We start from the raw sequence: 12,787 nt of genomic DNA on the forward strand, positions 1-12,787 counted from the left end.
GCATGCTCAAGGTGTTCTCCCGTATCAGCAGGCGCCGGGCCCTCCAGGGCGCGGCCGCCGGCCTCGTCGCGTTCGGGCTGTTGCTGTGGTGGCTGCTGCCCCTGGGCGACGAGCCGCCGACCGGGACGGTCACCTTCAGCACGGGGACCCCGCTGGGGGTCTACCAGGAGTACGGCAAGCTCCTACGCACCGAGTTGGACAAGGACATGCCGGGCCTCACGGTGAAGCTGGTGAACAGCGACGGGTCGCAGGAGAACGTCGCGCGCGTGGCGACCGGCCACGCCGACTTCACCATCGCCGCGGCCGACGCGGTGGGTACGTACGAGATGGAGGGCAAGCCCGGTGCGGCCGGGCTGCGCGGGGTCGCACGGCTCTACGACGACTACGTCCAGCTCATCGTGCCGCGTGACTCGGACATCGACTCCGTCACCGATCTGCGGGGCAAGCGCGTGGCCATAGGGCCGGACCGCTCGGGTGTGCGGCTGATCGCCGACCGGGTGCTCACGGCGGCCGGCATCGACCCGAAGAAGGGCGTCGACCCGGTGGCGGCCGGCATCGACACCGGACCGAACCTGCTCAAGCGGGGCAAGATCGATGCCTTCTTCTGGTCGGGCGGGCTGCCGACGGACGGCCTGAAGGACCTCGCCAAGAACTACGCGTTCCGGTTCGTACCGATAGAGGCGACCCTCGTGGCCAAGATGCACGAGCAGGGCGACGCCACTCGCTACTACCGCGCCACCAACATGCCGGAGTCGGCCTACCCCACCATCCAGCGCGGGTCCACCGTCCCGACCATCGCCGTGTCCAACCTGCTGATGACCCGCGAGGACATGAACGCCCGGCTCACCGAGTGGATCACCAAGACCGTGATCAAGAGCCGCGACGGCATCGGCAAGCAGGTCCACTCCGCACAGCTGGTGGACCTGCGTACGGCGATCTACACGGACCCCCTGGCCCTGCACGAGGGCGCCCGACGCTACTACCGCTCCGTCAAGCCGTAGAGACATGGAGCCGCAGGACCGGGCGTCAGGGCCTCAGGGCCCGCCACAGGCCCTGAACCGCCGGCCCAGGCCCGGGAACCTCAACACCGGCCTCTGAGCCGCCCGTTCAGGCCGTGGGCCCGCTCCTGGGCACCGACACGGTCACCTTGAGGCCGTGCGGCTCGTGGTGGTCGTACGTGAGGGAGCCGCCGCCCGCGGCCAGCAGGACCTGGGAGATGGACAGGCCGAGGCCGGAGCCGTTGATGTTCTGGTGGCGGCCGCTGCGCCAGAAGCGGTCGCCGACGCGGGCGAGTTCGTCCTCGGTGAGGCCCGGGCCGTGGTCCGTGACGACGACGGTCGTGGTCTCGCCGTTCGACGCGACCGTCACCTCGACGGACTCGTCCTCGGGCGTGAACTTCACCGCGTTGTCGATCACCGCGTCCAGCGCGCTGGACAGCGTGACCGGGTCGGCCCAGGCCGTGGTGGGCGGGCAACTGCCCACCAGGCGCACGCCCTTGGCCTCGGCGGTCGGTGCCCAGGCCGCGACGCGCTCGGCGGTCAGCGCGCCGATGTCGGTGATCCTGAGGTCGGCGTCCGCGTGCTCGGCCAGGGCCAGGTCGAGCAGGTCGTCCAGGACCTGGGTCAGGCGTTTGCCCTCGGTACGGACCGAGGCGATCTCGTCGTTGTCCTCCGGCAGTTCGAGTGCGAGCAGTTCGATGCGCAGCAGCAGCGCCGAGAGCGGGTTGCGCAACTGGTGCGAGGCGTCGGCGACGAAGGCGCGCTGCTGCTCCAGCACGTCCTCGACGTTGTCCGCCATCTCGTTGAACGAGCGGGCCAGGCGCTGGAGTTCCGGCGGCCCGCCGGCGGCCGCGACCCGGGATTTGAGGCGCCCGGTGGCGATGTCGTGGGTGGTGGCGTCGAGGACCCGTACGGGTCGCAGGACCCAGCCGGTCAGCCGGAGGGCCGCGCCTACGGCGAGCAGCATCGCGGCGATCTCGCCGGCGCCGATCGTCAGCCAGCCGCGCAGGGTCCGTGAACGCATCGGCCCGGTGGGCGAGTCGGTGACCACGACGGCGATCACGTCGCCGTCCCGGATGACCGGCGAGGCGACGACCAGGCGGTTGCGCTGCCAGGGCCAGACCTGTTCCGGGTCGTGGCTGCGGCGGCTGAGAAGCGCCTCGGCGAACGCGTCGCGCACCTCGCCCGTCTTGGGCAGCAGGAAGTCGTCGGGCGCGTTCGCCATGGAGATGTCGGTGCGGTAGAAGACGCCCGCGCGGATGCCGTAGACCTCGTAGTAGCTGGCGAGTTCGCGGCCGAGGGTCTCCTGGCGCTCGTCCGGAACCGTGTTGGCGGGGCGTGATCCCGTGGGCGCGTCGGTGACGAACTGGGCGAGGGCCGCGAACCGCGCGGTGTCGTCGATACGGTCGACGATCACCTTCTGCTGCTGGGCCGCGGCCGTGCTGATGGCGAGCGGGACACCGAGCGCCAGCAGCACGGCCGCCATCAGGACGATGAGCAGCGGGAGAAGACGTGTGCGCACCCGGGCCCGCTACGTGGCCGGGGCGACGAGCCGGTAGCCGACGCCCCGTACGGTCTCGATCAGCGCGGGCATCCGCAACTTGGCGCGCAGGGACGCGACATGCACCTCCAGGGTGCGTCCCGTGCCCTCCCAGCTGGTGCGCCACACCTCGCTGATGATCTGCTCCCGCCGGAACACCACTCCGGGGCGTTGTGCCAGCAGTGCCAGCAGGTCGAACTCCTTGCGGGTCAGTTGGACGACCGAACCGTCCACGGTGACCTGACGGGTGGGCAGTTCGATGCGCACCGGGCCGAGCCGCAGCGCGGTGTCTCCGCTCCCGCCGGCGTCCTCGTGGACGCTGCGCCGGCTGACGGCGTGGATGCGGGCGAGCAGTTCCCCGGTGTCGTACGGCTTCACTACGTAGTCGTCGGCTCCGAGGTTGAGGCCGTGGATGCGGGAGCGTACGTCGGAGCGGGCGGTGACCATGATCACCGGGGTGCTGGTGCGCTTGCGGATCTTGCCGCAGACCTCGTAGCCGTCCTGGTCGGGCAGGCCGAGGTCGAGGAGGACGACACCGAAGCCGTCGCTCTCGGGGACGAGTGCCTGGAGGGCCTCCTCGCCACTGCGAGCGTGCGTGACGTCGAATCCGTGCCGCGCCAGGACCGCGGACAGAGCGGCGGCGACATGGTTGTCGTCCTCGACGAGGAGCAGTCTCATCCCGGCCCCCTCCGGTTCATCGTTCGTATGGTGTCGGCCTGTACAAAAGCACGTCTCACGCGCGCGTGCACCCAGGCAGTCACGCTGATGGACGAAGACGCCGTCAAGTGGGTTCCGGTTGCGTGCGGCCTTCCGTTATCCAGCCGGTACGGATCCCGGCGACAAAGTGCTACGACACGTGTCCTATTGCTATCCGATCGTGATGCTCAGATCTCGCTCAGATGTGATGACGCTGGTCGTAAGGCCTCACTACTGTCCTCCGCAACCGACGAGGACGGAGCCAGCAAGCGATGACCGAAGTATCGGTGGCCAAGGAAGATGTGGCCGCGACCGGCGAACTCGTCGTCCTGAAGAGCGTCAACAAGCACTTCGGCGCGTTGCACGTACTCCAGGACATCGATCTGACGATCGCCCGCGGCGAAGTCGTCGTGGTGATCGGGCCCTCCGGGTCCGGGAAGTCCACTCTGTGCCGCACCATCAACCGCCTGGAGACGACCGATTCGGGTTCGATCACGATCGACGGCAAGCCGCTGCCCCAGGAGGGCAGGGAGCTGGCCCGATTGCGAGCGGACGTCGGGATGGTCTTCCAGTCCTTCAACCTCTTCGCGCACAAGACCGTGCTCGAAAACGTGATGCTGGGTCAGATCAAGGTCCGCAAGGCCGACCGCAAGCAGGCCGAGGAGAAGGCCCGGGCGTTGCTCGACCGGGTCGGCGTGGCCACGCAGGCGGACAAGTACCCGGCCCAGCTGTCCGGCGGTCAGCAGCAGCGCGTCGCCATCGCGCGGGCGCTGGCCATGGACCCCAAGGTGATGCTCTTCGACGAGCCGACCTCGGCCCTCGACCCGGAGATGATCAACGAGGTGCTGGAGGTCATGCAGCAGCTCGCCCGGGACGGGATGACGATGATCGTCGTCACCCATGAGATGGGCTTCGCCCGCTCGGCCGCCAACCGAGTGGTGTTCATGGCGGACGGCCGCATCGTCGAAGAGGCCGTGCCGGACCAGTTCTTCAGCAACCCGCGCAGCGATCGGGCCAAGGACTTCCTGTCGAAGATCCTTCACCACTGACGACCGCCGGCGATCAGCGCCGACACCCACCGACGATCAGCCACGAACGCTGACGAACCGCTACAGCCAGCCACTGGCGGCCCGCCGACGACGGGCGGCCGCCGACTGCCGCTGAGGGTCCCGCACACCCTCAGGGCCACCGTCACGCGCCCTGACGGGCCCTCATCTCCTCTCCAGCCGAAGGATGTTCACCATGAAGCTCCGCAAGGTCACCGTGTTCGCGACCACCGCTCTCGTCCTCTCGCTCGCCGCGACGGCGTGCGGGAGCAGCGACAAGGACGACTCCGGTTCGGGCTCGGGCGGCGGCAGCAAGATCAAGATCGGTATCAAATTCGACCAGCCGGGCCTCGGCCTGAAGCAGCCGGACGGGACCTACGCCGGCTTCGACGTGGACGTGGCGACCTATGTGGCCGGGCAGCTCGGCTACAAGCCCGCCCAGATCGAGTGGGTCGAGACCAAGAGCGCCGACCGTGAGAACGCGCTGGCCCGCGGCGACGTCAAGTTCATCGCGGCCACGTACTCGATCAACGACGAGCGCAAGAAGAAGGTCGACTTCGCCGGGCCCTACCTGCTGGCCCACCAGGACCTGCTCGTCAAGAAGGACTCGACGATCGCGAAGGCCACGGACCTCAACGGCAAGAACCTGTGTTCCGTGACCGGCTCGACCTCGGCGCAGAACATCCACGACACGATCGCCCCGAAGGCCAACCTCCGTGAGAACTCGGGCTACTCGGAGTGCATCGCGGCCCTCCAGAGCGGTGCCGTCGACGCGGTGACCACCGACGACTCGATCCTCGCGGGCTTCGCCGCGCAGGACAAGTTCAAGGGCCAGTTCAAGCTCGCCGGCCTGAAGCTCAGCAACGAGAACTACGGAATCGGCGTCAAGAAGGGCGACTCCGCGACCGTCACCAAGATCAACACCGCGCTGGAGAAGATGGTCAGCAGCGGCGCCTGGAAGACCGCGGTCACCAAGAACTTCGGCCCGGCCGACTACAAGAACGAGCCCGCCCCGAAGATCGGCAACATCGTCAAGTAAGCCCGAGAAAACCCCGGTAAGGCAGGCCCCATACCCGGAAGCGCGGGAGACAGTGTTCGACTTTCTTCAAGGTTATGACGTCCTCGGGGCGTTCTGGATGACGGTGAAACTCACCGCCCTCTCCGCCCTCGGCTCCCTGGTCTGGGGCACACTGCTGGCCGGCATGCGGGTCAGCCCGGTCCCCCTGATGCGTGGTTTCGCCACCTTCTACGTCAACACCGTCCGGAACATCCCCCTGACGGTCATCATCGTCTTCACCTCGCTCGGCCTCGCCGACATCTTCGGCATGACCATGGGCGCGTCCGACGACTTCAAGGTGCAGGGTTTCCGGCTGGCACTGCTGGGTCTCGTGGGGTACCACGCGGCCTTCGTCTGCGAGGCGGTGCGCTCCGGCATCAACACCGTGCCCGTCGGACAGGCGGAGGCGGCCCGCGCCATCGGGCTGAGCTTCAGTCAGGTGCTGCGGATCATCATCCTTCCGCAGGCGTTCCGCGCGGTCATCACTCCGCTGGCCAACGTGCTGATCGCGCTGACCAAGAACACCACCGTGGCGGCCGCGATCGGGGTGGCCGAGGCGGCCGCCCTGATGAAGACGATGATCGAGAACGAGGCCCAGACGGTCGCCATCGGCGCGGTCTTCGCATTCGGCTTCGTGGTACTGACCCTGCCCACCGGCCTCCTCCTCGGCTGGCTGGGCAAGCGACTGGCGGTGAAGCGATGACCTCCGTCCTCTACGACGCGCCCGGCCCCCGCGCCAAGCGGCGCAACGTGCTCCTCTCTGTCGTGTTCTTCGTCCTGCTGGCCCTCTTCTTGTGGTGGGTCTGGCAGACGATGGACGACAAGGGCCAGCTGAAGTGGGCCCTGTGGCAGCCGTTCACCACGTCGGACGCCTGGACGACGTATCTGCTGCCGGGCCTCGGCGACACCCTGAAGGCCGCCGGCCTCGCCATGGTGATCGCCCTCCCCCTGGGCGCGTTCTTCGGTATCGCCCGGATGTCCGACCACCGGTGGGTGCGCGTCCCGGCCGGCGTGGTGGTCGAGTTCTTCCGGTCGATCCCGGTCCTGCTGCTGATGCTGTTCGCGAACGAGTTCTACGTCCGCTCCACGGGCATCGGCAGCGAGGAACGGCCCCTGTACGCCGTCGTCACCGGCCTGGTGCTCTACAACGCCTCGGTGCTCGCCGAGATCGTCAGGGCGGGCATTCTGTCCCTCCCCAAGGGGCAGACGGAGGCCGCGCACGCGATCGGTCTGCGCAAGGGCCAGACGATGACGAGCATCCTGCTCCCGCAGTCCGTCACCGTCATGCTGCCGGCCATCGTCAGCCAGCTCGTGGTCATCGTGAAGGACACCGCGCTGGGCGGTGTGATGCTGGGCTTCACCGAACTGCTCAACGCGCGCAGCACCCTGGCGGCCAACTACGCCAACGTGGTGGCGAGTTTCATCGTCGTAGGAATCATCTACATCGTGCTGAACCTCGCCCTCACCACCTTCGCGAGCTGGCTGGAGCGCAGGCTGCGGCGCAGCAAGAAGAGCACGGGCGCGACAGTCGCCCTCGAAGACGCCACCGGGCTCAACCCCGCGCAGGTGCAGGGCAGTTTCGGAGCCGGCGCCGGCGGCTCGATCTGATGATCGGTCAAGTGGCATGAACGACACGGAGGCAGTGGCATGATCGCCACTGCCTCCGTCACTTGACGCAAGCACCGGCAATGGGTTGCATACGTTCTGTGATCGTGCACCCTGCTCCAACTTCCTGCTCACATGCGTCCCTGAGGACACCGTCACGGGCAGGGGGCGCCGCACCGTGGACCCGGTGATCATCGTCGGGGCGGGGCCCGTGGGGCTCACGCTCGCCCTGGCACTGGCGCGGCAGGAGGTGCCCTCCGTCCTCCTCGACGAGGGCCCGGGCAAGGACGAACCTCGCCCCGCGCGCACCGTCGTCCTGAGGGAGGACACCGCAGCGCTCCTGGAGCGACTGACCGGCGTGCCGCTCGCCGAGCTCGGGACGCGCTGGGCCGGATGGCGGTCGATGCGGCGCAAGCAGGTGATGCGCGAGATCACGTTCGACGAGACCGAGCCCGCCCCGCTGCACATCGCGCAGCACGTCCTCACGGGCGCCCTCCGCCAGGCCCTCGCGGGCGAGCGGCTGGTGAAGATCGCCGTGGACAACCGTCTCGACTCGCTCGAACAGGAGCCCACGGGCGTCACCGCCCACACCCGCGGCCCCAAGGGCACCTGGTGGCGCGGCAGTTACCTGGTCGGCTGCGACGGCCCGCGCTCGACCGTGCGCAAACTCCTGGACATCCGCTTCCCCGGCCGTACGGCGGTGGAGCGACACGCCGTGGCCGCGCTGCGCACGGAACTTCCGTGGCCCGACCAGGCGTTGTTGCATCGGGCGCCTCCGTGGCGGACGTCCGGACCCTCGGCCGGGGAGGTCACCGGACGCCCCCTCCCGGACGGCGTGTGGCGCCTGGACTGGCTGCTGCCGCCGGGCAAGGACCTGGTCACCCCCGAGCTGCTGCTGGCCCGCATCCGGGAGACGCTCGCGGGCTGGACCGAGGGCCCGACACCGCCGTACGAACTGCTCGACACCGGCGTGCACACCGTGCACCACCGGCTCGCGCGACGGTGGCGGGCGGGACGGGTGTTCCTCGCCGGGGACGCCGCACATCTGTTGGGGGCGCTCGGGACACAGGGGCTGGACGAGGGGCTGCGGGACGCCGACAACCTCGCCTGGAAACTGGCCCTGGCCTGGCACCACGGGCCGTACGAGCCGCTGCTCGACAGTTATCAGGCGGAGCGGCGGGCGGTCGTCGCGGCCCGGCTGCGCGCCGCCGACCAGGCGCTGCCGCTGGTGCGCGGCGGCGCCGGACTGCGCGCGGTCGTGCCGGGCTCGGCCCGCGGCCACGACGTGCTGCTCACGGAGGGTCACCTGGGGCACGGCGCGCTCGGTGCGCCGGGGGCGTACGCCGACTCGCCGCTCGCGCCCCGGCACATCGAGGCGGAGGTGCCCGTGGACACCCCGCCCGGCGCGCCGGTCGCCGATGTCCTGGTCACCGCCGAGGACGGCGCCTTCGTACGGCTGCGGGACCGCCTAGGGCGCGGCTCCCTGCTGGTCGTCCTGGTCGCGCCGGGCACGGGCGTGTGGGAGCGCAAGCACTGGGTGACGGCCGGAATCATGCCCCGCCTCGCGGCCGCCGTGACGGCGCTGCCGCACCCGGCCGAGCTGCTGGTCGCCGAGAGCTACCCGGGCGCCGCCGCCCACACCGTCCTTCTCGTACGGCCCGACGGTCACCTGGTCACGGCGCTGAGCGGGGTGCGTCCGGCCGACCTGTACGCGGCGGCCGAGGCGACCCTGGGCGGCCCGACGAGGACGGAGGCCACGGCCGGCTCGCGCTGAGGCCGACGTATCCGAACTGTCCACATAGTGACGCTGAGTTGACCGGCCCGCACCGCCGTGCTGTACTCCGGACCATGACCGACACCTCTGTCCACCTCTGGCGGAAGGTCCACCTGGACCTCGTCCGCTACGTGGGCTGTGTGTGTCACGTCGCCTGCTGAATTCGCATCTCTCTCACCCGCGCGCGCCACTGTCGTGATGCCTGCGCGCACCTTCGCGAACACTCATCAGGACGGTGCACGTGTCTGTCTCCCCTTCTGCCTCCGTGTCCCCCGCCGCGCCCTCCCAGGCCCCGACGCAGGCGGACCTGCTCGACTTCGTCCGGCGTACGGCCGTCGACGCCGAGCTGATCGCCTCGCTCCCCCTCGACCCCGAGGGCCGCACCTGGGTGCGGCTCGAAGGTCCCGGCGGCAGCGAGGCGTGGCTGATCGGCTGGCCGCCCGGCAGCGGCACGGGCTGGCACGACCACGCCGAGTCGGTCGGCGCCTTCCTCACCGCCGCCGGCGAACTCAAGGAGAACTCGCTCGCCGCCCGGCTCCCGAGCAACGGCTGGAAGACCCTCGAACTGGAGGAGGGCGTGGACCGCGAACGGCGGCTGCCGACCGGCAAGGGCCGCGCCTTCGGCCAGCACCACGTCCACGAGGTGCTCAACGAGTCCTCCGAAGAGCACGCGATCTCCGTCCACGCCTACTACCCGCCGCTGCCGCAGATCCGCCGCTACAGCCGCACGGGCCCGGTACTGCGCCTGGAGCAGGTGGAGCGCCCGGAGGACTGGCAGTGAGTGCCGCGCACGAACAGCCGCTCGGCATAGACGAGTTGCTGAAGCGGACGCGCGCGACCTACGAGCGGATCGAGGCGCGGGCGGCGTACGAAGCGGCCCGCGGCAACAAGGCCCTCCTGGTCGACATCCGCTACGCGGCCCTGCGCGACCGCGACGGCCTCATCCCCGGCGCCCTGGTCGTCGAGCGCAACGAACTGGAGTGGCGTCTCGACCCCCGGGGCAGCCATCGCGCCCCCGAAGCCACCGACCACGACCTGCGCGTCGTGGTGATCTGCAACGAGGGTTACGCGTCCACCCTGGCCGCCGCGTCCCTGCACCGACTGGGCCTGCACCGCGCGACGGACCTCGTCGGCGGCTTCCAGGCCTGGAAGGCGGCGCGGCTGCCTGTCACGTCGTAGACACACTGTCCACGACGTGACACACCACATCTACGACGTGACGCGCCGACCCGCTCACGACCCGTCGGAGGGGCAGTAGAGCGGGGCGGTGTCCGCGTTGGTCCTGGTGATCAGGCGGGCCGGTGTGGTGGCGATCTTCTCCACCTTCTCCTTACGGAGAAGGCTGATGGTGTTGGTGACGGCCAGTTCGCCGGTGTCCTTGGCCGAGTTGGAGACGGTGGCGGCGAAACGGCCGTCCTTGAGGGCGGCGAGGGCCTCGTCGGTTCCGTTGACCGTCACGATCTTGACCTCCTTGCCGCCGGCCGCGTCGAAGGCCTTGCGGGCGGCGAACGCCATCTCCTCGTTGGCGACGAAGGCGTAGTCCAGATCAGGATGCGCTTTGATCATGCCCGCGGCGACGATCTTCGCTTTGGCGGCGACGAACATGGCGGGCTGGTTCGCGACCACTCTCACGTTCGCCGGCAGCCCCTTGGTGAATCCGCCGACGAGCAGGTCGGAGGCGGCTCCGGGGGCGCCCGCGATGACACCGACCTGCACGTCGCGCCCCGCGGCGTCGTCCTCGATCCAGCCGGCGTCCAGCTTGCCCACCGCCTTCAGGTCGACGACGACCGCCCCGAGGATGTCGGACGGATCGGCGCTGACCGAGGTCAGGAAGATCGGGATGTGCGCGCTCTTGGCCTTGGCGATGTCGCTCTTGAGGGCGGTGGTGTTGACCGTCTGCAGGATGATCGCGTCGACATGGCGCGCGATCATGTCCTGGATGTTGGCCAGCTCCCGCGCGGCGTCCTGATGCGAGTTGACGGTGACGAGCTTCGCGAAGTTACTCTTGGCCGTGTTCTCGATCGACTCCTGCAGACAGGTGTGGAACTCGGTACTGCCGCCGTTGACGAACCCGAGGGTGGTGGGCCCGTCGTGGGCGGGCGCGGCACTGGACTCCAGTCCGCAGCCACTCAGTAAGAGACCGGTACCGACCAGGAGGGCCACCGGCGTTCTTCGGTGGCGAGCGGGCAGGGACAAGGACAAGGCGGGCCGCCTTTCAGGGCGTACGAGGACCGGTCGGCGAAACGGCCGGAGGCACTCGGGCAGGCCTGACTGCGGCTCAGCGGGCGGAGACGGCCGAGGTTCGGCAAGCGTGGAGGGCCGAGGTTCGGCAGCAGAAGCTACTCCCGCGGCAAACGTGCGCACCCTCTGCGTAACGCACGCTAAGTCTGCGGAACGCGTGCCCTTCGGTGGGGCACGTGTCCGCGTGGCCGGTGGGAGGGACGGCTGACGGTTGCGGTCGCTCGCTTTCGGGACGGGTGGCTGCTTCCTGCGTTCACTCCCGTGCGGTCGCCACCGAGACTGCCCGGCCCCGGAGAGTCACGCGTCCCGGCCACCGCGACCACCGTGAGGTACACGAGGGAGTGACCGACGGTGCCGCCCGGCCGGTCATACCGACGCTGAACGCGGTCAGGACGGCGAGAGCGATACCGCTGCCGAGCGCCTTGGCGAGCAGCAACACCAACAGCGCCTCGGTGCGCAGCATCCGCAGCACCTGCCGGCGAGTCGCCCCAGTGAGGCAGAGCAGCGCGAACTCCCGGACACGTTCCGCGACCGACATGGCAAGCGTGTTGATCACCGCGATGGCCATGAACGCCAGGACGAGGCCCATGCCCAGATAGTTGAGCTCGGCATTCGCCTGCTGCCGCTGCCCTGTGGACACCCCCGCGCCGGGTGTGCCGGGTTCCTGTGCCATGCGTACACAGTCGTTTGTGCACAAGTGTCTGTGCACTGGGGCAATCCGGCGTCTTCGACCGGGGGTTGGCCCTACCTCGGGCACCGGGCCGGTGCTTGCCTGAACGCGGTCGGCGCCCCCGCGCGTCCACCGTGTTCAGGACGTTCGCACCACCGGGAGGTCAGAACCGGATCGGTGCCGGATCAGTACCCCTCGTCCCCGAGGAACTCCGTGTCCTCGCCCTCTTCTTCCAGCGCCTGCCGGACCACCCTGAGGGCCATGCCCTGGGAGTAGCCCTTGCGGGCCAGCATGCCCGCGAGGCGGCGCAGCCTCTTGTCCCGGTCGAGGCCCCGGGTGGACCGCAGTTTGCGGTCGACCAGTTCACGGGCCGTCGCCTCCTCCTGCTCGGAGTCGAGCTGGGAGACGGCCTCGTCGATCAGCGTCGAGTCGACGCCCTTGGTACGCAACTCCTGGGCGAGCGCGCGCCGGGCCAAGCCCCGGCCGTGGTGCCGAGACTCCACCCAGGCGTCCGCGAACGCACCGTCGTTGATCAGCCCGACCTCCTCGAACCGCGACAGCACCTCGTCCGCCACCTCGTCCGGGATCTCCCGCTTGCGCAGGGCGTCCGCGAGTTGCTTGCGGGTGCGCGGGTTCCCGGTGAGCAGGCGCAGGCAGATGCCCCGCGCCCGCTCGGCCGGGTCCGCCGGCGGCTCCTCCTTCTTCTCTGCCCTCGACGAGGAGAAGTCGCCTCCGTCCCCTCCGGATGACTCGCCGAAGCCGCGGCTACTGCCACGGCGCCCGCGTCTACCGCGTGCGCCGTCACCACGCGCCGTAGACCCTCGCGAGCCGCCCTCGCCCCGAACTCCGCGGCTGCGGCGCGAGCCGCTGCCGGATGCGTCGTCATCGGAGGACCCGTCGCCGGGCGAACTGCCGCCGGGCGCCGAGCTCCTGAAAACCCGACCGGTGCCCGCCGGACCATCGCCGGGCTCCGGGCCGCCGAAAGGCGGACCGGGCTCCCCCGCGAAACCGCCGCCCGGCTCGTCGCCGTACGGCCCGTCCATGCCGTACGGCTCCTTTGGCGTGCTGTCCGCACCATAGGCCAGGCCGTCGCCGCCTCTCCCGCGCCCCTGCGGGGCGTCGGGATACGCGTACTCGGCCCAGTCCGTTCGTCGTGTCAC

13 protein-coding genes are annotated in these 12,787 nt (G+C 69.7%); 8 read left to right on the forward strand and 5 right to left on the reverse strand.

Going from position 1 to position 12,787, the window contains the following annotated elements; all coding sequences use genetic code 11:
- Positions 1-2: 2 nt before the first annotated feature.
- Complete coding sequence (locus OG194_RS11960) at positions 3-1,001, forward strand: TAXI family TRAP transporter solute-binding subunit (protein ID WP_327400855.1); 999 nt, start codon at positions 3-5, stop codon at positions 999-1,001.
- Positions 1,002-1,107: 106 nt separating this feature from the next.
- On the opposite strand, the gene OG194_RS11965 is transcribed toward OG194_RS11960, so the two are convergent.
- Both OG194_RS11965 and OG194_RS11970 read right to left on the reverse strand, forming a co-directional pair.
- Entirely contained in the window at positions 1,108-2,520 is a 1,413-nt protein-coding gene (locus tag OG194_RS11965; protein WP_327400857.1) for a sensor histidine kinase, read from the reverse strand.
- Positions 2,521-2,529: 9 nt separating this feature from the next.
- Complete coding sequence (locus tag OG194_RS11970; RefSeq protein WP_327400858.1) at positions 2,530-3,216, reverse strand: response regulator transcription factor; 687 nt, start codon at positions 3,214-3,216, stop codon at positions 2,530-2,532.
- 290 nt (positions 3,217-3,506) lie between these two features.
- On the opposite strand from OG194_RS11970, the gene OG194_RS11975 reads away from it, so the two are divergent.
- From OG194_RS11975 to OG194_RS12005, 7 genes are all read left to right on the forward strand, one after another.
- A complete protein-coding gene (locus OG194_RS11975) occupies positions 3,507-4,283 on the forward strand; it encodes an amino acid ABC transporter ATP-binding protein (protein ID WP_019060965.1) in 777 nt (258 codons plus the stop codon).
- A 193-nt stretch (positions 4,284-4,476) separates the two neighbouring features.
- Positions 4,477-5,319 (forward strand): glutamate ABC transporter substrate-binding protein, encoded by an 843-nt coding sequence (locus OG194_RS11980; RefSeq protein ID WP_327400859.1) that lies wholly within the window; start codon positions 4,477-4,479, stop codon positions 5,317-5,319.
- Positions 5,320-5,371: 52 nt separating this feature from the next.
- Positions 5,372-6,040 (forward strand): amino acid ABC transporter permease, encoded by a 669-nt coding sequence (locus OG194_RS11985; protein ID WP_327400860.1) that lies wholly within the window; start codon positions 5,372-5,374, stop codon positions 6,038-6,040.
- A complete protein-coding gene (locus tag OG194_RS11990; protein ID WP_327400861.1) occupies positions 6,037-6,945 on the forward strand; it encodes an amino acid ABC transporter permease in 909 nt (302 codons plus the stop codon). Before OG194_RS11985 ends, OG194_RS11990 begins: the two co-directional genes overlap by 4 nt.
- Positions 6,946-7,120: 175 nt before the next feature.
- Positions 7,121-8,716: an FAD-dependent monooxygenase gene (locus tag OG194_RS11995; protein WP_327400862.1), complete on the forward strand. Its 1,596-nt coding sequence runs from the start codon at positions 7,121-7,123 to the stop codon at positions 8,714-8,716.
- Between the two features lie 241 nt (positions 8,717-8,957).
- Positions 8,958-9,497: a cysteine dioxygenase gene (locus OG194_RS12000; protein WP_327400863.1), complete on the forward strand. Its 540-nt coding sequence runs from the start codon at positions 8,958-8,960 to the stop codon at positions 9,495-9,497.
- The gene (locus OG194_RS12005; RefSeq protein ID WP_327400864.1) at positions 9,494-9,895 is read left to right on the forward strand and encodes a rhodanese-like domain-containing protein; all 402 of its coding nucleotides are present in this window, start codon (positions 9,494-9,496) and stop codon (positions 9,893-9,895) included. Before OG194_RS12000 ends, OG194_RS12005 begins: the two co-directional genes overlap by 4 nt.
- A gap of 54 nt (positions 9,896-9,949) precedes the next feature.
- Here the strand turns inward: OG194_RS12005 and OG194_RS12010 are convergent, their stop codons facing one another.
- From OG194_RS12010 to recX, 3 genes are all read right to left on the reverse strand, one after another.
- Positions 9,950-10,879 carry a sugar ABC transporter substrate-binding protein gene (locus OG194_RS12010; protein WP_327400865.1) on the reverse strand — a complete coding sequence of 310 codons (930 nt, stop codon included), beginning with the start codon at positions 10,877-10,879 and terminating at the stop codon, positions 9,950-9,952.
- Positions 10,880-11,210: 331 nt separating this feature from the next.
- Positions 11,211-11,630: an FtsX-like permease family protein gene (locus tag OG194_RS12015; protein WP_442811534.1), complete on the reverse strand. Its 420-nt coding sequence runs from the start codon at positions 11,628-11,630 to the stop codon at positions 11,211-11,213.
- A 182-nt stretch (positions 11,631-11,812) separates the two neighbouring features.
- Positions 11,813-12,787 carry a recombination regulator RecX gene (gene recX, locus OG194_RS12020; RefSeq protein WP_327400866.1) on the reverse strand — a complete coding sequence of 325 codons (975 nt, stop codon included), beginning with the start codon at positions 12,785-12,787 and terminating at the stop codon, positions 11,813-11,815.

The sequence above is a fragment of the Streptomyces sp. NBC_01288 genome (assembly GCF_035982055.1).
Lineage (GTDB): Bacteria > Actinomycetota > Actinomycetes > Streptomycetales > Streptomycetaceae > Streptomyces.